The sequence below is a fragment of the Flavobacterium sp. CFS9 genome, assembly GCF_041154745.1.
Classification (GTDB): Bacteria; Bacteroidota; Bacteroidia; order Flavobacteriales; family Flavobacteriaceae; genus Flavobacterium.
The window spans coordinates 5,109,780-5,127,831 of the sequence record NZ_AP031573.1; the positions used below are offsets into that span (position 1 = coordinate 5,109,780).

The following is an 18,052-nucleotide window of genomic DNA, read 5'->3' on the forward strand; positions in this document are numbered from 1 at the left end:
ATTAAATTATTACTCGTTGTGAGTTTCTATCAATTGCACTTCCTCTTCATCATCACCTTCATCGTCATAATTTTCTTTTGGCGGGCCACTCACACGTTCTTGCAGTGTCTGGAAAATGATGAACAATATCGGAATCACAAATACTCCTAAAATGGTACCGATCAACATTCCTCCTACAGCACCCGTTCCAATCGATTTATTTCCAACGGCACCTGCACCCGAAGCAAACATTAAAGGAACAAGTCCCAAAATAAAAGCAAAGGAGGTCATTAAAATCGGACGGAAACGTGCCACAGCTCCTTCAATAGCCGACTGTAGAATTGGCAATCCTTTTCGGCGTCTTTCGAGCGCAAATTCGACAATCAAAATACCGTTCTTGGCCAATAATCCAATTAACATGATTAAGGAAATCTGCAGGTAAATGTTACTGTTCAACTTAAAAATAATCGAGAACAAATAGGCTCCCGCCAATCCAAACGGAATTGAAAACAGTACGGCAAACGGCAGGATATAACTCTCGTATTGTGCGCTTAATAAAAAGTAAACAAATACCAGACACAGTATAAAAATAAAGATCGTCTCACTTCCAGATGCTAATTCTTCACGTGTTAAGCCCGAAAATTCATAACCATAACCTGCAGGAAGACTTTCTGCTGCTACTTCCTGAATCGCTTTAATAGCATCTCCGGAACTATAACCCGGTTTTGGTGCTCCGGTGATCGAAATAGACGTAAACAAGTTAAATCTTGAAATAGATTCCGGTCCGAAAACACGAGTCATTTTTACAAACTCGGTAATGGGTGCCATGGTTCCGGCACTGTTGCGGACAAATATCTTGTTCAAGCCTTCGGTATTCGTTCTAAACTCGGGAGAGGCCTGAATCATCACACGATACTGCTTACCGAATTTATTAAAGTTGGAAGCGTACAATCCTCCATAATAACCCTGCATAGTTGACAGAATGGTATTGATTGAAACTCCCGCATCTTTTGCTTTTGCCAGATTGATATCCATCATATATTGAGGGAAACCCGGATTAAAAGGCGTCGTCGCATATTGTATCTCCGGACGTGCCGAAAGTTTGGCCAGAAATTCATTGTTTACTTTAAAGAATTCTGCCGTACTATGACCTCCTTTGTCCTGCAACTGAAATTCAAATCCACCACTTTGTCCAAATCCCTGAATCGTTGGCGGAGAAATAAAGAAAATGCTGGCTTCGCGAATACCACTGGTTTTAGCAAACAGCTGGCCAATTACATCATCAACACTCAGCTCACGATCTTCCCAGCTTTTCAATCTTACAATTACCATACTGTAGGCACTACCCGCACCTGCTGTAAAATTCTGCCCCACGATACGAAGGGTATTTTCGACCCCCGGAATGGTGTGCGCTATACTATCGACCTTTTTCGCCACAACGTCAGAACGTTCCATAGAAGCCGAAGGCGGTAAACTGATATTGGCAAAAACTACACCCTGATCTTCCGCAGGAACGAAAGCTGACGGAGTGGTTTTCATCATATAAAACAGAGCTCCTGCAGCAAGAAGTATAGACGTCAGTGCAATCCATTTTTTGATAGAAAGGAACTGAACAGAACGTTTGTATTTTTCGGTTACATTGTCAAACGCAACGTTGAATGAGGTATAAAATCGCTGCATAAAACTTTGATGTTTATGATCGTCTGCATGTGGTTTTAAAAGTAAAGCACACAACGCCGGGCTCAAAGTAAGCGCATTAACAGCCGAAAGAATAATCGCAACCGCCAGTGTAATACCAAATTGCTTATAGAAAACCCCGGTCGAACCTGTGATAAAGGTAACCGGAATAAATACCGCTGCCATTACCAGTGTGATCGAAATAATCGCTCCAGAAATTTCATTCATGGCATGAATAGTAGCTTTCTTAGCCGATTTATACCCGTTATCGAGTTTGGCATGTACCGCCTCGACGACTACAATCGCATCATCGACCACAATACCAATCGCCAAAACCATCGCAAATAGCGTCAGCAGGTTAATGGTAAAGCCGAATAAATTCAGAAAGAAAAACGTTCCCACAATTGCAACAGGAACTGCAATCGCCGGAATTAAAGTCGAGCGGAAATCCTGAAGAAAAATAAATACTACAATGAAAACCAGAATAAAAGCTTCTACCAAAGTGTGAATTACCTTCTCGATTGAAGCATCCAGATTTTCATTGACATTGATTAATACGGTATACTTTATACCTTTTGGAAACGTTTTTACGGCTTCGTCAATCAATTTTTTAGAATTATTAATTACATCACGTGCATTAGAACCGGGAGTCTGACTAATCGCAATACCTACAGACGGGCGTCCGTTGGTGGTACTGGTCGAAGAATAACTTAAAGAACCCAATTCTACTTTCGCCACATCTTTCAATCGCAATAATTGTCCGTTTCCGGCTGATTTAATAACAATCTCTTCAAATTCTTTTGCGCTTGTTAAACGTCCCTTGTATTTGATTACATATTGAAAAGCCTGATCTCCGTTTTCACCAAATTTTCCCGGTGCTGCTTCAATATTTTGTTCTGCCAGAGCCGCCGAAACATCACTCGGAATCAATTTGTACTGCTGCATAACATCCGGTTTCAGCCAGATACGCATAGAATAATCTCTTGAACCGAAAACGGTAACATCTCCTACCCCAACTACACGCTGAATTTGCGGTACTAAGTTGATCTTCGCATAATTTTGAAGAAACGTCTGATCGTAGGCTTTATCATCACTGTACAAAGAGAAAATCAATAAGTTACTACTCTGACTTTTGGTTACGGTTACCCCCGCCTGAGTTACCTCAACCGGCAATAAACTGGTCGCTCTGGAAACTCTGTTTTGCACGTTTACCGCAGCTAAATCAGGATCGGTTCCAACCTTAAAGAAAATTTTTATAGAGGCATTACCGTCGTTAGTCGCCGTAGAGGTCATATAGGTCATGTTCTCTACACCGTTAATCTGCTCTTCAAGCGGAATTACGATACTTTTTAGGACCACATCTGCATTCGCTCCGGTGTAACTTGCGGCTACATTTACGGTTGGTGGTGCGATGTCCGGATATTGCGCAATAGGAAGCGCTGCCAGTCCCAGTATCCCCAGGATTACGATAATAACCGATATTACCGTAGATAGTACCGGTCGTTGTATGAATATTTTAAACATTTATTTTTATTTTAAGTCCGCGTAAACCGTTTCTTCACTTTGATTCTGAGCTTTAATTTCTGTTCCGTCTTTAAGTGCTGCCACTCCTTCCAAAACAATTTGGTCTCCGCTCTGCAAACCGCTTTTTACAACATAATAATTTCCTGCGGTGTTTTCTAAAACCGTAATATTGGCACTTTTCGTTTTCCCGTCCTTTCCAACTACTACTGCAAATAATTTATCCTGAAGTTCAAAAGTGGCACTTTGAGGAACAATAATCGCTTTATCCACTTCATTTGGAATTCTCACGGTAGTACTGTTTCCGCTTCTGATAATACTTTTTGTATTAGGAAAACGTGCTCTGAAGGTAACCGAACCCGTTTCAGTATTGATTAATCCGTTTACCGTTTCAATACGTCCTTTTTCTCCGTAAGCTGTACCATCTGAAAGAAGTAGCGAAACAGCTGGCATCTTTTTAATTTTCTCTGCCAGTGAAATTCCCGAATCTGTATTTTGAGTAAAGTTCAGGAGCTTTTTTTCATTCACTGCGAAATAAGCGTATACGTTTCCAATACTTGAAACTGTCGTTAAAGGATCTGCGGTATTGGAACTCACTAAACTTCCCAAACGAAACGGAATAGATCCCACAACACCGTCAACAGGACTGGTTACGGTGGTATATCCTAAGTTAGTCTTTGCATTTACCAGACTGGCATTAGCCTGTGCCAATGTTGCCAAAGCTGATTCATAAGTATACTGTGCCGATTCTAAATCGTATTTACTGATGATTCCTTTTTCAACCAATGGTTTTACTTTATTAACCGCCAGTTTAGCGGCGCTTACATTTGCCTGAGCGCTTTTGATACTTGCAGCGGCTGTGCGAACTTCCTGTTCATACTCCGGAGCACTAATTTTAAATAATGGCTGTCCGGCTCTAACCACGGCTCCTTCATCAACAAAAATCTTATCAATGTATCCTTCTACCCGTGGACGAATTTCAATATTTTGCTGCCCCTGAATACTGGCAGGATAATCTGTATATAAAGTAGCCGATTTAGGTTCTAAAGTCAGCGTTTTATATTCTTTAATTGGTGGTGCACCTCCGGCCTGAGCCGCTTTATCATTTTTGTTTCCACACGAAGTGATGACAATAGATGCTGCTAGAATACTTAAAAAAGATTGCTTCTTCATTTTTATGGATTGTGTGATTATCTATTTATTAAGGAACAAAAGAACTGAAATAGAACACACAAAATTTTTACAATAGACGAAAAGCCCCCTGCAATCGATAAAGATTAGATGAGAACCGATGGAAGATGTTCCCTGATAAATAAGTATTTTTGTAACAGCCTCGTCGACTCTAAAATGGTTTTTACGGGTTGTAAATCTATTTTGGGCGATTGGTTTTATATACTGTTCAAATAAAATGTAATATTGTCCTTAAAAATCACAACTTACAATGACACCCAATTTTTTTAAACCGTTTATGTCTACCGGATTACACATCCTGGCCTGGGTATTATTAGGATATATGCAGCTGTTTTATATTCCGCTTACCTGGAATATAGCACTTCCCCATATATTCTGGATTTGGCAAACCATTGTTTTGCTTTTTATGCTTGCGATTTTTTACTATAATGCCAGGGTAATTGTTCCAAAAACCATCATTAAAGACAAAATTGGTCCTTTCCTGTTATGGATTCTATTGATCATTTTCATCATGCAGCTGGTATCCTATTTTTACAACATCAACACCGATTTGCATAACAAACTGGCTGCCCTTATCCGATTCAAACGATACCGAAACACCTATTTCGATAACTATATTTTTAGTCTCACCTTACTGGTTCTGGCCATCAGTACCAGTTATGCCATGCTGCTGCATTGGCAAAGAGCCGCTCAGCACAAACAAAAACTGGAGCAGGACAAAACGATGACCGAGCTGGCCATGCTGAAAGCACAAATCAATCCGCATTTCTTCTTTAACTCGCTTAACAGTATTTACTCGCTTACATACACTAATATTGAAGATTCCCGCAATGCGCTACATACTTTAAGCCGCATGATGCGATACCTTCTTTACAGTACCGAAGGCGAAAGAACCACCTTATTGAAAGAAGTAGATTTTATGAAGGACTTTATTGCTTTAATGAAGCTTCGAGCCAACAGTAAACTGACTATTACAGGCGATATTCCGGAAAAAATACAGGACTATCCGATTGTACCGATGCTTTTACTGCCCTTAGTCGAAAATGCCTTTAAACACGGGGTACACGCTACAGACAAAAGCGAGATTCATTTTACGCTGAAACAAAACGGAACTCTTCTTGAATTTGAGGTAGAAAATACTTTTTTCGAAAAAACAGCTCCGACAGAACAGGGCGGAATTGGTTTAACCAATACCAAACGCCGATTACACCTCATCTACCCCGACAAACATAGTTTAACAGCCGGTATTGACGAAAACGGAAAATATAAAGTAAACCTGCAAATAACTTTAGAACAATGATGGTATTAAAATGTATCGCAGTAGATGACGAACCGCTGGCTTTAAAACTGGTCGAAACCTTTATAGAACAAACTCCTTTTTTACAGTTGGTTCAAAGCTGCGATAATGCTATCGAAGCCATGAGTCTGATACGGGAACAACAACCCGACATTATTTTTCTGGACATCAACATGCCGAATTTAAGCGGTATGGAACTTGCCCGTCTTTTACAGGAACAACAGGGAACTTTACCGAAAATAATTTTCACCACAGCCTACAATCATTATGCTATCGAAGGCTATCGTGTCAATGCTGTTGATTACCTTTTAAAACCTTTTAGTTATGAAGAATTTTTAAGAGCTGCCAATAAGGTTTTACAATTAACAGAAGAAGCTTCCGGTCAATTTCAGTCCATTACAGCAGATGATGATGATTTTATTTTTCTGAAAGTCGAATACCAGTGGGTCCGAATTTCATTAAAAGACATATTGTATATCGAAAGTCTCAAAGATTATGTCAAAGTACATCTTGAAAATTCGACAAAAGGATTAATGTCTTTGATTTCTTTGAAAGCTTTGGAGGAAAAATTACCGTCTTTAAAATTTATGCGAATCAACCGTTCTTTTATTGTCGCATTAGACAAAATAAACTCCATCAGTAAAAATTCAATATTCATTAATAAAACCGAAATAACGGTTGGTGAACAATACAAAGAAACCTTTAAAACCATTGTAGACAAATGGTTGAAATAAAATTTAAAATATAATATCATGCAAAAAAGATCAAACAAATATTACCTGACTTTAAGCTTAAAAGAATACGCAAACGGCGAAACAGAACCCGCAAAAGAACTTGGAATAGAATTCGACAATCATGATGAAATATTTGATATCATCGAAAAAATAAAGGCTAAAAATCTATTTGAAAATCCAAATGAAGCCACCCAATTTGCACTTGGTCTCAAATTATTCAGCGAAATCAAACTGAAACACCGCAACAACCCTCTTTTTGAAGAATTAAATGAAGTCTTTCCGGTTTTCATGAAAAAACTAAAAAGTTTATAATTATAAGCTGCTCTCTACGTAATTTATTTTAACACATAGAAACATAGACTCTGTATCTATAAAAAAGGCTGAAACGTTATTGTTTCAGCCTTTTTTATACAAAACAAAAGAATCAGTTAATTACAGTTCTCCATTTCGATAATCGAAAATCCCTGTTTAAGAATCTGACTTTGCACAGTCTCTGGAGCCTTGTCAATATGACAAAATTTGCATTCTTTTGAGGTCAGCGGTTGCCCTTCCTGTGCTACTGTTTTAAGATACCTTTTGCCATATTCAAAAATCTGGTTTTCATCGACAGTACGTTCGTCAACCAGAATATCAAAATGCATAACTGTTCCGTCTTTTCGGGTTACATAGGTATCCCACACTGCTATCTTCATACGATTTACATTTTACATTTTACATCTCACAGTGAATCTACCCAATTACATCTGCTATAGAAGCGCCAAAATTAATATGAAGCACATTTCCGTTTGGCGTTACCAAAGCCGGAACCGATTGCAATCCTGCTTTTTGAGCCTCTGCAATTCTAGATTTATCGACACCCAGATCGACAACTTCAACCTCAGTAGAATTAATTAAACTTAAAATATCCTGTTCTGCACTAATACAAACCGGACAGCCGGCATGATAAAAAATTGATTTACTCATTTTAATTTGTTTTAAATTTGACTTTGTTGTCCGTACAAAATTACTGCGATTCAGGATCTGCTAAATAATCCAGTTTTTTCATTTATAGTCCTAATCTGGTCCAGTTTACCTCCAATCTGGACTATTACTTATACTAAAAACTGGATCTTTTAAGTACAGCTGCTTACCGTTAATTTTGTCGCATGAAAGAGGATATAATTTTCAATTTAAAACAGGTTCATCAACGCATGGAGAATGCCTGTAAAAGTTCCGGCAGAAATGTATCAGATGTGAAACTATTACTGGCGACTAAAACCGTTTCTGCAGCCGACATTCAAATAGCAATCGATGCCGGAGAGACGCTTATTGGCGAAAATAAAATGCAGGAACTCCGTGATAAAAATTCGGCACTTAAAGATTTAAAAATCGAACGCCATTTTATTGGTCATCTCCAAACCAATAAAGTCAAAGACGTTCTTAAGTACGTAACCTGCATTCAATCTCTCGACAGAATCAGCTTAGCCAACGAATTAGACAAGCAATTACAAAAAGAAGGACGAACACTCGAGGTTTTTATACAAGTAAACACTTCATTTGAAGAAAGTAAATTCGGATTGCCTCCGACAGAAGTCATTTCATTCATTCAAAAAGTAAAACGCTACGAAACTCTTAAGATTAAAGGGCTAATGACTATTGGATTGTTAGATGTTGAAAAAGAAAAAATGCGTCCGTCTTTACGACTGCTTCGAAAAATTAGAGATGAAATTTACGCAGCTAAGATTGAAGGGATCAATAATTTACAACTTTCGATGGGAATGTCACAGGACTTAGAACTGGCCATTGCCGAAGGTTCGAATCTGATCCGAATTGGAACTTCAATTTTTGGAAACCGCTTTTTAGGAAAAGAAATCTGGAACGAAAATATTGCAGAATAAAGTCTAATTTTGCACCAAATAAAATCACAAATGAATCTGCACGAACTTGTTGTAAACGATACTGAAAAGATAGCACTGGAAGATTTGCTTTTTAGCACAGAGAATAAAACGGTATTAATTCAGACGATAAAAGAACATAAATATATCGAAGAATTAAAAAAATACAATCTCAAAGTAGATAACAAAATACTACTGCACGGGCATTCCGGCTGTGGCAAAACCACTACTGCAAAAGCCATTGCAAGTGCTTTAAACAAAAACATTGTGATTGTGAATCTCAGCACTTTAATCGATGCTAAAATTGGAGAAACCTCTAAAAATGTAAAAGTACTGTTTGATAAAGCGATTCGTGAAAAAGCGGTTTTATTTCTCGATGAATTTGATCAGATTGGTAAAAGCCGCGACAGTCAGGACAAAGATGTTGCCGAAATGAAACGTCTGGTGAATACGATCATTCAGCTAATCGATTACCTTCCGGCAGACAGTCTGCTTATTTGTGCGACCAATTATTACGACAGTATTGATACAGCTTTGCTGAGAAGATTTCAAATCAAATTAAAATTTGAAATGCCCGATGATACACAACTGAATGCCTATTATGATAAACTGCTTGCCCATTTTCCGATTCATCTTCAGGAAATTAAACGTAAGTATGCTATTTCGTATGCTGAAGCCAAAGACTACATTCATACCACAATGAAAAAGCAAATTATTGCCGAACTGGAATTTCAGGAACAACAGCAACTAACGGAGATCATAGCATAAAAAAATGCCTCATCACTGAGGCATTTTCTATGACATTGAATTTCTTAAAAAATTAAGCTTTCGCTTTTCTTTTTACCGTACAGCCGATTTCTTTGGTTTGTGTAACGGCAGGTTTTTTATTGCTTTTTAAGGCTGCGATCACGTCTTCAGCATACTTTGTTTTTTCCGTTTTAGTTCCTTCCGGATCACTGTCGATTGCTCCCACATATTCTACGACATTACCTTTGTCAGTTTTAGAAACGATAAAAAGATGCGGTGTACGTTTCGCCCCATATTGATCGGTAACCTTTTGTCCGGCATCAAATAAATAAGGAAACGGATATTTTTTATCTTTTGCTAATTCCTGCATTTTCTCAAAAGAGTCTGCTTTAGAAGCTTCAAGATCATTTGGATTAATGGCAATTACCGGGTAACCCTGGGCTTTGAACTTTTTATCCAATTCAATTATTCTTTGCTCGTACGCTACCGCATAAGGGCACGTATTACAGGTAAAAACAACAATGTATCCTTTTGCTTTTGGAAAACTGGCAAAAGAAACTTCTTTTCCGTCTACATTTTTCAATTTAAAATCCGGAGCCGTTTCGCCGGCTTTAAGAGTTGTACTCTGAGCCTGAGAAAGCAGCAGATTAAACAAAAACAAAGTCACAGTGGTAATAAACTTATTCATAATTTACAGTTTTTTATATTCGGTTAATAATTGTTCGTAGTTGAATTCAGATTCAACAAATTTTCTTTTATCTCCTTTAATAAATAAGGTTGCCGGAATGCTTCCCGACCAGTCTTTATCAATGCGGTCTATATATTCCTGTGGATTGCTTTCGTTCAACAGAAAGACTTCATTTTTCAGGTTTTTTCTTTTCACAAACGGAACTACGGCTGCCTTTAATTTAGATTTAAAATCGACACTGACCAATAAAACCGCTAATTTATCTGATTTATAGTCTGCCTTTAACTTTTCAAAATGAGGCAATTCTTTAATGCAGGGGGCACACCAGGTAGCCCAAAAATTAACAACATAAGTACTGTCTTTGCCGTTCTTAATTCTTTCGTTTAGCTGATCGATGTTTAACAGCTTTACATTCTGACTATAACCGCTTACGGAGAAAGCAAATACAATAAAAACTCTTAATACATTGATTTTCATATCTGTTCGTGCTATTTTTCTTTTTTGCCTTACAAATATAAACGAATGACAATTTGCTTGTTGTTAATAAAAGTTTAATGCGAAATAAATTTAGTTTGTGACCACGATGTTCGTATCATTAACAAACAAAAGCGTTTCCATATTACTCATATTGGTCATGGATAAAATGCCATTTTTGTTCTCATTTATAGCATTTATTCTAAAACAATATTCATCGCCATCCTTATCCATCAACGTTACAAATTCGAGCGTATCATCTGAATTGTTCTGACAGCTGTTTGAAATAGTGTATCGGTACATCACTTTAAAAGTGTTTTTGTCGTAATTGAAAACTTTTCCGTCTGTAGTAAAAACCCACCTTGTATTTCGATTAGCATTAGCGTACCAGGTTCCTACAATTTTTTTAGAAGAAGGATCTGTACTTTGACTGTACCCAGTTGTTACAGCCATTTGAAACAACAACACAAAAAATAACAATAGCTTTTTCATCGTTTATATCGTTTAATTGTTTTAACCCGTTTCATATAATTAATAAAAAAATCTTTTAACACATAGTCCCGATGCATCGGGATACGCTTTAAATAAGTGAAACGCCTTTTTTTAAAGTGTTAAATCTATGTTTCTATGCGTTTAAAAAATATTACATCCGACGTATATTGTTTTATTCTAAAGTTAGATCAAACTTACTATTCTACCCTCTTGAGAAAATCTCCAATTGCTTGAAAACCGGAACTAGTGATGCTCCTTTTTCCGAAAGATTATATTCGATATGCAAAGGTTTTAAACGAACTACTTTTTTGTCCAGGATTCCGAAATCTTCCAGTTCGCGAAGTGCCGTTGCAACAGATTGTTTGTTAGCACCTTTAAGTTCTCTTAAAAGTCCGTTGAAACGTAAAGGACCATTAACCGCCAGCAAAAAAATCTGTGGTTTCCACTTGCCTGAGAGCAATTTTAGAAGCCCTTCTGCAGGACATTCATTCTCCCTTTCTGAGGTATTTGCTGTAGTCATATTTTTTAGACTAATTGACTTGTGATTAAAGATGGACGAACTTTACAGTAAAATTATAAAATTTAAACCGAAGCGTAAATCTAAAACAGTTATTTATGAAAAGACTGTCGCTATTGTTAATTCTGATCTGCAGTACCAACTGTCAATCGCAAATAAATTCAAAAATGAGTACAGACAAAACAAATCCATTATTATGTGATCCTGAAACGGGAACCTGCGAAATGCCAATTCACGAAAATGCCAATGAAACTTCCTTCATTCCAACAGCAGATAAACCGATAAAAATTATTTACTACACCGATCCTATCTGTTCTTCGTGCTGGGGAATTGAACCTCAGTTAAGAAAACTGAAACTTGAATACGGTAATTATATCGATATTGATTACAGAATGGGCGGTTTACTTCCGGACTGGTCCTACAATAGCGGGGGGATCAGTAAACCTTCAGATGTTGCTCATCATTGGGAAGAAGCAAGTTTGTATTATGAAATGCCTATTGATGGAAATGTATGGCTCGAAGATCCGCTCGATTCTTCCTATCCGTCTTGTATTGCAATGAAAGCAGCGCAAATTCAAAGTAAAGATAAAGCGATAAAGTTCATGCGGATTCTGAGAGAGAAATTGTATCTCGAAAAGAAGAATATTGCGAAATGGGAAAACATTTATGAAGCGGCCAAACTTACAGGTCTGGACACCAAAAAACTAAAATTAGATTATGAAGGTGATGCAAAAATCCTTTTTCAGGAAGATCTGAACTATGCCAGAAATCTTGGTGTAAGAGGCTTCCCTACTTTGTTTTTTTCTGATGGAAATCAAAATCAATTAACCGTTTATGGTTCTAAACCCTATGCCTCTTATGAAAATGCAATATTAGCCCTGTTTCCCGACGCTAAAAAGAAAAAAACAGCAAATGAGCATCCTTTAGCTCTATTTGAAATTTATCCAACTCTTGCTCCAAAGGAATATGCTGTAATTCTGGATATTTCTCATGGCGAAGCCGATAAAATTCTGAAGCAATCCTTCGAAAAAGGAGAACTAAATAAAAAATCAGTAAAAAACGGTGTTCTGTATTATAAAAAATAGTCTCTTTAAAAACCACTTTTTCAAATCATCCATAAAATTGCCAATAGCCACTAAGCAGTAAAACTTAGCGGTTTTTTCGATAAATGACTATTTGTACTAAAATTGTGTAACAAAAGAGGAAAACTATGTAATATCAATACCCTTAAAAAGAGTAATTTTAAATCAACAATTTTGTTTTGTAAAAAAGGATATTGAAAGTTTACACCATACAAACAGTACAATTTAAAACATTTGATTATTAGCTTTTACAACAACTTGTATCAAACTGACAATACTGTGAAAAGGGTCCTATAAATGGACCGCAAACCATTTCTCAGAATTATAAAATTTTGCTAAATAAACAGTATGGCAACAATTTGGCAGGATTTTCGCTTGTTTTTAGAGCGTATGCTCAACGAAGTGTTTTGCATTGTTAAGTCAGAAAATAAAAATAGAATAATAAAAACAACCCTGATTGTTAAGAACCATCAGAATGAATAATAGATAAGTTTAATTAAATAAAACAAGTATAATCATGGAAAAATTGAATTTTATAGATCCTCTATTACACGGAATTACTCCAAAACCAGCCTCTAAGTTTTCTGTAAAAAATTTGATTTTTGCAGGTGTAGGAACTCTTGTAGCAGGTGCTATTTTGAAAAAAGCGGGACAAGATAAAACCGCTGCCGTTGTTGGAAGCCTGGCTATTCCTCTATTGGCTACAGCTTGCTACAAACAAGTTTCAAAAACCAATAAAGCTAAAAGAGATCTTAACGTAAGCAGCGGTATCGAATACAATCATTAGATTTCTTCTTTTTCACATCTGTTTAGAAATCTCTCAAAAATAGTTTAGCCCTGAATGCATGAATTCAGGGCTATTTTTTTATCTGATAAAAACTACTGAATATTGATATTTCCTTCCACCCAGTTTAATGCTTTATTGAAGGATTCTTTTTTAAAGCCAAGAAAATCACCGGGAATTACAGTACCAAACCCATTCGTAAAAGAAATAATCTCTTCCGAATCTGTAATTATGGCGGCTCTGTTCCATTTTCCAAGATGTTTTAAACCCAGCAGGGCATCTTGCAGCCATACCCCCGAAGTCGAAGCCTCGTTGTCTGTATCCAACACCAATAAAAAGTTGATCTCGTTAGTTTGTTTTACTAAATGTTCCACTGCTGGGATCACGACACTTAGAAAATCTTCATTGGTTACCAATGCCAATGCCCGAAAAGCGACAATATTGTCCGTTGTATCAATTTGATGTATCATATCCTTTATATTTTAAATTGTTATTAATCCTGATCTCCTTATCTTTTTTAGCTGTCCATTAGAGGAACTTTCCGACACTAATCTTAACACATTTTAAATTATATCACTTCTAATTGTTTTAAATTTCATAAAACTAAGAACCTCTAAGTTACAAATTTACAAACACTTACAGATCATTAAGTAATTCCTATTTTTAAAAACCTTTGAAAATAGTACTCTAATTAGAATCCTTAAAGCTTTACCCATTTTACCATTAAATTTCATTAAGTTTATATCAGTGTTTAATTCTAAACTCACAGAGAAAAAAATGAGAAAAATATCTAAAAAATCAACCCATTAACTCATATCACATCAAGAGAAAATGCAAATTCCTTCTATCCTAAAAAACAATTATTCTCCGATAAACTGACAGTTAACAAAAGAACATTTGACAACTACTGACATCAAACCAAAAAAAGCAATCAACAACCTAATAACCAGTATTTTAAAACTCAACATATAAAGTAAAAAATAAATTATAAATCAAATCCGAATCCATTCATTCGGCAATCAATTCGGAAACTTAAAATACCTAAAAAACAAACAACAATGATTATAGATTCCTTACAAAACGCAGCCAGATACTACAGCCTGCATCCTAATTTTAAAAAAGCATTTGATTACGTAAACCAAAATGACATCAGTACTCTTGAAGAAGGAGCCTTTGAAATTGGCGAGGGCTTAAAAGTGATTGTAATAGTTGGCGAAGGCACCACTAAAGAAGAAAGTATAAAGGGGTTCGAATGCCACGATAAAAATATAGACATCCAGATTCCGATCAAAGGACCGGAGACTTTTGCCTGGAAACCCAGAGAAAAATGTATTAGCCCAAATGGAGAATACAGCGACGAACGCGATGTTCGTTTCTTTTATGACAAACCCGATATGTTTTTTGAATTACAGGAAAAACAGTTTACAATCCTGTTTCCCGAAGATGTCCACTCGGCAATGATAAGCGAAAAGCCACTTAAAAAAATTGTTATTAAAGTAAAAGTTTAAAACAGGAACACCATTCAAAATACGATCAATCACAAAATTTACATGGATTCAATATTCAATCTTAAAGGAAAAATTGCATTAATTACCGGTGGTGCCGGAGTACTGGGAAGTAACTTCGCTAAGGTTCTGGCCCAACAGGGTGTTATTACCGGAATCGTTTCCCAGTCGATCGAAAAAGCCAATGCAGTTGTTGCTGCTATAGAAAGCAATGGCGGAAAAGCTTTTGCCATTCAGGCCAATGTTTTAAACAAAGAAGAACTGGAAAAGGCCAAAGATTTTATTGTGGAAAATTACAGTCGTCTCGATATTCTGATCAATGCTGCAGGAGGAAACATGCCCGGAGCTACCATCAGCTCCGATCAGGCTATTTACGACCTTCAAACCGAAGATTTACAAAAAGTAATCGATCTGAATATTATCGGAACAATGTTGCCTTCACAAGTATTCTCGGAACTTTTTGCTCGACAAAAACAGGGAAATATCATTAACATTTCATCAGCAGCCGCACAACGTCCTTTAACAAGAGTGGTAGGATATGCCGCTTCTAAAGCAGCCATCGATAATTTCACACAATGGATGGCAGTAGAACTGGCTACTAAATATGGCGAAGGAATACGCGTCAATGCCATTTCACCCGGATTTTTCATAGGAGAACAAAACCGTGCACTCCTACTGACTCCGGAAGGTAAACTAACACCAAGGGGAGAAAAAATCATCGAGCGTACTCCAATGGGAAGATTTGGTACTCCGGAAGATGTCAACGGAGCTCTTTTATATTTATGCAGTGACCTGTCTAAATTTGTTACGGGAACGATTCTAAAAGTAGACGGAGGATTTGCAGCAGCAAGTATTTAAAAACAGAACTTTATCCTTCTTATAACATTACCAATTCATTAACAAAAAAAGGAAAAAAACTATATGATTTCTGTTTAGGATTTTCTTACTTTGTGTGAACACTTAAAACCTATTCTAACTATGAAAAAAATTAATTTATTGGTAATTATCTTATTAACAGCTTTTTCAGTTAATGCTCAGGAAGTTAAATTTGCTCCTTTGGATGCGAGTCCAGTTGATATTGCGTACTCTCCAAACAAAGCGGTAAAATTCAAAAAGACCGATAATCCGGCTCCGGCAGTTAAGATTATTTATTCAAGACCTTCTGCTAAGGGACGTGCTATTTTTGGCGAATTGATTAAGTTTGGTGAAGTTTGGCGTGTAGGTGCTAATGAAAATACTGAAATCAAATTTTACAAACCGGTTACTATTGGCGGAGTAAATATTCCTGCCGGAACTTACAGTTTGTTTGCTATTCCTGAAAAAGACAAATGGACCATCATTATCAATAAAGAAATCGATTTATGGGGGGCTTATGCGTATGACGAAAGTAAAGATATTGCAAGAGTAAGTGTTCCGGTTAAACCAGTATCCAATACAATTGAAGCTTTATCGATCGCTTTTACTACTCAGGGTAACGTAACGAATTTAGTAATTGGCTGGGACAAAACAACTGTTGAAGTGCCAATCATAATAAAATAGAAGTCTGCACAATTAGCGACAGCAATAGAGAGATACCGAATGGTGTCTCTTTTTTGTATCATCCGGCCTCATCGCAAAAAATGTAAAAAAAGGAAAAGTCATTCTGATTTAATCCTTACTAATTTATTTTTCATCCGGTTATACTTTATACGATGAAGTTTTGTATTTTTATGAATATCAAAGAATTTAATTTTTAACTTAATCAAAAAATAGATGGGAAAATTTGTAATTACTAAGAGAGCCAATGGTGAATTTCAATTTAATTTAAAAGCTGGTAATGGGCAAACTATTCTAACAAGTGAAGGTTATACGACCAAAGCGGCCTGCTTAAACGGAATTGAGTCTGTTAAAACAAATTCGCAGGACGATGGTAGATTTGACAGACTGGAATCCAAAAGCGGAAAACCATATTTCAACTTAAAAGCCAGTAACGGTCAGATTATTGGAGCAAGCGAAATGTATGAAAGTACCAGCGCCAGAGATAACGGAATAGCATCGGTAAAAACAAACGCACCTGAAGCTTCTACTGACGATCAAACTACATAATTGCAATAAAAATAATACGAAATGGGGCTTAGCAGCCCCATTTTTTTTGATCTAATTCCTTAAACTAAATCTCTCCGAATTTTTCTTTATAACGACGTAACTCTTCTTCGGTTTTGTTTAACAATTTCTCTAAAAGCACAATTTTATCTTCATACAAAGCCTTTAAAGCTGCACTATTGTCTGAATTAATCTGAATACTTCCATTATTGTTTCCTCTCACTTTATTAAAGCTATTGAAGTATCTCTGACTGTCAAAACTGATTACGTCTTCTACACTAACCTCCAAAATTCTGGCTATTTCAACCAATTTCTCATAAGATAGAATAGTTTTTCCTTTCTCAATTTTACTATATCCTGCCTGTGTAACACCTAACTGATCTGCCATATATTCCTGCGTGTAATTTTTTAGTTCTCTTATGCTTTTTATTTTACTTTTTATCGAAGAGGTCATAATTTTATCTTGGGGTATTTTGTATCGCTTAAAATCAATTGTAATTAAACATTTGGTGCTACTGCCATACTTTTTTAATGCACTGTCATACTGTTTCATCGGTAGGTCTTTAAAACAGTAGATTTTCATTTTTTTCTGGTGGTAATTATAAAGCCATAAAGTATGGCAACGACAATCACCAACAGCTCATTTTGAGATATTCCATCTAATAACATTATTAAATTTTATAGATTTGTTTTCGTTTTCTTCAAAAGTCTGTTAAAATTCAGGTTTAAAAACGCATCGATCTGTTTCCCGATTTCGTGACGGTCTAAAACTTTGATTTTTACTTTAATTTCTTTTTTATATACGTCTTTAACAATGACATAATAGTCAAATTCAAAAGTATTATAGAATCTTAAAATGATAAGAATAGCATATACTATAATCGTGGGGCCGATATAATACAAGTCATTTAAATTGGAAAAAAACATACAATAATAAGCCAAAGCGGTAGTCAGAGTAAAAACTCCGTTTTCAAGAAGATAACTCTTCTTTTTTTTGAGTAAACCAAATTCTGCAATTTCATTAAAACAGTATTGCCATCGTTTTGAACCATACTGAAACTGAACCTGATCCTGAGTAAGGGTAATGAACATAGTAATTAAAGATTATTAATAAAAGACAAGAAATAATTATAGTGAATATCAAATTCAGCGATAATTAAAAATGGATTATACTCTTAAAAAAGTAACCAATTGCGGTCTCTTTTTTTGAATAAAACTCTCTTTCGCAATATTACGCATTCTATGTATTTTCTTTCTTACAAACCTCCTTATAGAATATAACTAACTGTTGTAATTAATTCTGGAATGTCAATTTTTACTTATATTCAATGGTGCAGGCAGTTGATTTTACCTCTATTAAATTTCATTATCCTTCTTAATATTAAAAACAAAAAAGCCCCTAATCAAA

The 18,052-nt window shown here is 36.1% G+C and carries 23 protein-coding genes; 12 read left to right on the forward strand and 11 right to left on the reverse strand.

Going from position 1 to position 18,052, the window contains the following annotated elements:
• Positions 1-9: 9 nt before the first annotated feature.
• Together ACAM30_RS20970 and ACAM30_RS20975 are read right to left on the reverse strand one after the other, a co-directional pair.
• The gene (locus ACAM30_RS20970) at positions 10-3,180 is read right to left on the reverse strand and encodes an efflux RND transporter permease subunit (RefSeq protein ID WP_369616460.1); all 3,171 of its coding nucleotides are present in this window, start codon (positions 3,178-3,180) and stop codon (positions 10-12) included.
• A gap of 6 nt (positions 3,181-3,186) precedes the next feature.
• Positions 3,187-4,350, reverse strand: coding sequence for an efflux RND transporter periplasmic adaptor subunit (locus ACAM30_RS20975; RefSeq protein ID WP_369616461.1), 1,164 nt, complete (start codon positions 4,348-4,350; stop codon positions 3,187-3,189).
• A gap of 268 nt (positions 4,351-4,618) precedes the next feature.
• Between ACAM30_RS20975 and ACAM30_RS20980 the strand changes: the two genes are divergently transcribed.
• The 3 genes from ACAM30_RS20980 to ACAM30_RS20990 are packed head-to-tail and all read left to right on the forward strand — an operon-like array spanning position 4,619 to position 6,711.
• A complete protein-coding gene (locus ACAM30_RS20980; protein WP_369616462.1) occupies positions 4,619-5,668 on the forward strand; it encodes a sensor histidine kinase in 1,050 nt (349 codons plus the stop codon).
• Entirely contained in the window at positions 5,665-6,399 is a 735-nt protein-coding gene (locus ACAM30_RS20985) for a LytR/AlgR family response regulator transcription factor (protein ID WP_369616463.1), read from the forward strand. The genes ACAM30_RS20980 and ACAM30_RS20985 overlap by 4 nt, the downstream gene beginning before the upstream one ends.
• An 18-nt stretch (positions 6,400-6,417) precedes the next feature.
• Positions 6,418-6,711: a DUF3861 domain-containing protein gene (locus ACAM30_RS20990; RefSeq protein ID WP_369616464.1), complete on the forward strand. Its 294-nt coding sequence runs from the start codon at positions 6,418-6,420 to the stop codon at positions 6,709-6,711.
• Positions 6,712-6,827: 116 nt separating this feature from the next.
• Here the strand turns inward: ACAM30_RS20990 and ACAM30_RS20995 are convergent, their stop codons facing one another.
• A complete protein-coding gene (locus ACAM30_RS20995) occupies positions 6,828-7,091 on the reverse strand; it encodes a DUF2024 family protein (protein ID WP_017495649.1) in 264 nt (87 codons plus the stop codon).
• A gap of 37 nt (positions 7,092-7,128) precedes the next feature.
• Positions 7,129-7,362 (reverse strand): thioredoxin family protein, encoded by a 234-nt coding sequence (locus ACAM30_RS21000; RefSeq protein WP_369616465.1) that lies wholly within the window; start codon positions 7,360-7,362, stop codon positions 7,129-7,131.
• Between the two features lie 182 nt (positions 7,363-7,544).
• Between ACAM30_RS21000 and ACAM30_RS21005 the strand changes: the two genes are divergently transcribed.
• Complete coding sequence (locus ACAM30_RS21005) at positions 7,545-8,276, forward strand: YggS family pyridoxal phosphate-dependent enzyme (RefSeq protein WP_369616466.1); 732 nt, start codon at positions 7,545-7,547, stop codon at positions 8,274-8,276.
• A 30-nt stretch (positions 8,277-8,306) separates the two neighbouring features.
• Positions 8,307-9,041, forward strand: coding sequence for an AAA family ATPase (locus ACAM30_RS21010; protein WP_369616467.1), 735 nt, complete (start codon positions 8,307-8,309; stop codon positions 9,039-9,041).
• Between the two features lie 52 nt (positions 9,042-9,093).
• On the opposite strand, the gene ACAM30_RS21015 is transcribed toward ACAM30_RS21010, so the two are convergent.
• The 4 genes from ACAM30_RS21015 to ACAM30_RS21030 all read right to left on the reverse strand — a co-directional run bounded on the left by ACAM30_RS21015 (position 9,094) and on the right by ACAM30_RS21030 (position 11,194).
• Positions 9,094-9,708: a thioredoxin family protein gene (locus ACAM30_RS21015; RefSeq protein ID WP_369616468.1), complete on the reverse strand. Its 615-nt coding sequence runs from the start codon at positions 9,706-9,708 to the stop codon at positions 9,094-9,096.
• A gap of 3 nt (positions 9,709-9,711) precedes the next feature.
• The gene (locus tag ACAM30_RS21020) at positions 9,712-10,185 is read right to left on the reverse strand and encodes a TlpA family protein disulfide reductase (protein ID WP_369616469.1); all 474 of its coding nucleotides are present in this window, start codon (positions 10,183-10,185) and stop codon (positions 9,712-9,714) included.
• Positions 10,186-10,275: 90 nt separating this feature from the next.
• Positions 10,276-10,674 carry a hypothetical protein gene (locus tag ACAM30_RS21025; protein WP_369616470.1) on the reverse strand — a complete coding sequence of 133 codons (399 nt, stop codon included), beginning with the start codon at positions 10,672-10,674 and terminating at the stop codon, positions 10,276-10,278.
• Positions 10,675-10,876: 202 nt separating this feature from the next.
• Positions 10,877-11,194, reverse strand: a complete 318-nt coding sequence (locus ACAM30_RS21030) for a winged helix-turn-helix transcriptional regulator (protein ID WP_369616471.1) — start codon at positions 11,192-11,194, stop codon at positions 10,877-10,879.
• A gap of 164 nt (positions 11,195-11,358) precedes the next feature.
• Here ACAM30_RS21030 and ACAM30_RS21035 point away from each other — a divergent pair, with 164 nt between their 5' ends.
• The 3 genes from ACAM30_RS21035 to ACAM30_RS21045 all read left to right on the forward strand — a co-directional run bounded on the left by ACAM30_RS21035 (position 11,359) and on the right by ACAM30_RS21045 (position 13,060).
• Positions 11,359-12,276, forward strand: coding sequence for a DsbA family protein (locus ACAM30_RS21035; protein WP_369618671.1), 918 nt, complete (start codon positions 11,359-11,361; stop codon positions 12,274-12,276).
• Positions 12,277-12,621: 345 nt separating this feature from the next.
• On the forward strand, positions 12,622-12,756 hold the full coding sequence (locus ACAM30_RS21040; RefSeq protein ID WP_369616472.1) for a hypothetical protein: 135 nt from the start codon (positions 12,622-12,624) through the stop codon (positions 12,754-12,756).
• A 34-nt stretch (positions 12,757-12,790) separates the two neighbouring features.
• Positions 12,791-13,060, forward strand: coding sequence for a hypothetical protein (locus ACAM30_RS21045; protein WP_070908282.1), 270 nt, complete (start codon positions 12,791-12,793; stop codon positions 13,058-13,060).
• 92 nt (positions 13,061-13,152) lie between these two features.
• On the opposite strand, the gene ACAM30_RS21050 is transcribed toward ACAM30_RS21045, so the two are convergent.
• The gene (locus tag ACAM30_RS21050) at positions 13,153-13,527 is read right to left on the reverse strand and encodes an STAS/SEC14 domain-containing protein (RefSeq protein WP_369616473.1); all 375 of its coding nucleotides are present in this window, start codon (positions 13,525-13,527) and stop codon (positions 13,153-13,155) included.
• A 588-nt stretch (positions 13,528-14,115) separates the two neighbouring features.
• On the opposite strand from ACAM30_RS21050, the gene ACAM30_RS21055 reads away from it, so the two are divergent.
• The 4 genes from ACAM30_RS21055 (at position 14,116) to ACAM30_RS21070 (ending at position 16,647) form a co-directional block, all read left to right on the forward strand.
• On the forward strand, positions 14,116-14,565 hold the full coding sequence (locus ACAM30_RS21055) for a YhcH/YjgK/YiaL family protein (RefSeq protein ID WP_369616474.1): 450 nt from the start codon (positions 14,116-14,118) through the stop codon (positions 14,563-14,565).
• A gap of 42 nt (positions 14,566-14,607) precedes the next feature.
• Positions 14,608-15,420: an SDR family oxidoreductase gene (locus ACAM30_RS21060; protein ID WP_369616475.1), complete on the forward strand. Its 813-nt coding sequence runs from the start codon at positions 14,608-14,610 to the stop codon at positions 15,418-15,420.
• A 120-nt stretch (positions 15,421-15,540) separates the two neighbouring features.
• Positions 15,541-16,101, forward strand: coding sequence for a DUF2911 domain-containing protein (locus ACAM30_RS21065; protein ID WP_369616476.1), 561 nt, complete (start codon positions 15,541-15,543; stop codon positions 16,099-16,101).
• A 213-nt stretch (positions 16,102-16,314) separates the two neighbouring features.
• A complete protein-coding gene (locus ACAM30_RS21070; protein ID WP_070908279.1) occupies positions 16,315-16,647 on the forward strand; it encodes a YegP family protein in 333 nt (110 codons plus the stop codon).
• 64 nt (positions 16,648-16,711) lie between these two features.
• On the opposite strand, the gene ACAM30_RS21075 is transcribed toward ACAM30_RS21070, so the two are convergent.
• Both ACAM30_RS21075 and ACAM30_RS21080 read right to left on the reverse strand, forming a co-directional pair.
• The gene (locus tag ACAM30_RS21075; RefSeq protein WP_369616477.1) at positions 16,712-17,098 is read right to left on the reverse strand and encodes a helix-turn-helix domain-containing protein; all 387 of its coding nucleotides are present in this window, start codon (positions 17,096-17,098) and stop codon (positions 16,712-16,714) included.
• 224 nt (positions 17,099-17,322) lie between these two features.
• Entirely contained in the window at positions 17,323-17,736 is a 414-nt protein-coding gene (locus tag ACAM30_RS21080) for a hypothetical protein (RefSeq protein WP_369616478.1), read from the reverse strand.
• Positions 17,737-18,052 lie beyond the last annotated feature (316 nt).

Bases quoted from the DNA above. Each gene is read 5' to 3' on its own strand.
- ACAM30_RS21070 (WP_070908279.1), top strand. From the start codon at position 16,315: ATGGGAAAATTTGTAATTACTAAGAGAGCCAATGGTGAATTTCAATTT.
- ACAM30_RS21010 (WP_369616467.1), top strand. From the start codon at position 8,307: ATGAATCTGCACGAACTTGTTGTAAACGATACTGAAAAGATAGCACTG.
- ACAM30_RS20985 (WP_369616463.1), top strand. From the start codon at position 5,665: ATGATGGTATTAAAATGTATCGCAGTAGATGACGAACCGCTGGCTTTA.
- ACAM30_RS21030 (WP_369616471.1), bottom strand. From the start codon at position 11,194: ATGACTACAGCAAATACCTCAGAAAGGGAGAATGAATGTCCTGCAGAA.
- ACAM30_RS21060 (WP_369616475.1), top strand. From the start codon at position 14,608: ATGGATTCAATATTCAATCTTAAAGGAAAAATTGCATTAATTACCGGT.
- ACAM30_RS21050 (WP_369616473.1), bottom strand. From the start codon at position 13,527: ATGATACATCAAATTGATACAACGGACAATATTGTCGCTTTTCGGGCA.
- ACAM30_RS21000 (WP_369616465.1), bottom strand. From the start codon at position 7,362: ATGAGTAAATCAATTTTTTATCATGCCGGCTGTCCGGTTTGTATTAGT.
- ACAM30_RS21080 (WP_369616478.1), bottom strand. From the start codon at position 17,736: ATGTTCATTACCCTTACTCAGGATCAGGTTCAGTTTCAGTATGGTTCA.
- ACAM30_RS20975 (WP_369616461.1), bottom strand. From the start codon at position 4,350: ATGAAGAAGCAATCTTTTTTAAGTATTCTAGCAGCATCTATTGTCATC.
- ACAM30_RS21075 (WP_369616477.1), bottom strand. From the start codon at position 17,098: ATGACCTCTTCGATAAAAAGTAAAATAAAAAGCATAAGAGAACTAAAA.
- ACAM30_RS21035 (WP_369618671.1), top strand. From the start codon at position 11,359: ATGAGTACAGACAAAACAAATCCATTATTATGTGATCCTGAAACGGGA.
- ACAM30_RS21020 (WP_369616469.1), bottom strand. From the start codon at position 10,185: ATGAAAATCAATGTATTAAGAGTTTTTATTGTATTTGCTTTCTCCGTA.
- ACAM30_RS21065 (WP_369616476.1), top strand. From the start codon at position 15,541: ATGAAAAAAATTAATTTATTGGTAATTATCTTATTAACAGCTTTTTCA.
- ACAM30_RS21015 (WP_369616468.1), bottom strand. From the start codon at position 9,708: ATGAATAAGTTTATTACCACTGTGACTTTGTTTTTGTTTAATCTGCTG.
- ACAM30_RS20970 (WP_369616460.1), bottom strand. From the start codon at position 3,180: ATGTTTAAAATATTCATACAACGACCGGTACTATCTACGGTAATATCG.
- ACAM30_RS21005 (WP_369616466.1), top strand. From the start codon at position 7,545: ATGAAAGAGGATATAATTTTCAATTTAAAACAGGTTCATCAACGCATG.
- ACAM30_RS21040 (WP_369616472.1), top strand. From the start codon at position 12,622: ATGGCAACAATTTGGCAGGATTTTCGCTTGTTTTTAGAGCGTATGCTC.
- ACAM30_RS21045 (WP_070908282.1), top strand. From the start codon at position 12,791: ATGGAAAAATTGAATTTTATAGATCCTCTATTACACGGAATTACTCCA.
- ACAM30_RS20980 (WP_369616462.1), top strand. From the start codon at position 4,619: ATGACACCCAATTTTTTTAAACCGTTTATGTCTACCGGATTACACATC.
- ACAM30_RS21055 (WP_369616474.1), top strand. From the start codon at position 14,116: ATGATTATAGATTCCTTACAAAACGCAGCCAGATACTACAGCCTGCAT.
- ACAM30_RS20990 (WP_369616464.1), top strand. From the start codon at position 6,418: ATGCAAAAAAGATCAAACAAATATTACCTGACTTTAAGCTTAAAAGAA.
- ACAM30_RS20995 (WP_017495649.1), bottom strand. From the start codon at position 7,091: ATGAAGATAGCAGTGTGGGATACCTATGTAACCCGAAAAGACGGAACA.
- ACAM30_RS21025 (WP_369616470.1), bottom strand. From the start codon at position 10,674: ATGAAAAAGCTATTGTTATTTTTTGTGTTGTTGTTTCAAATGGCTGTA.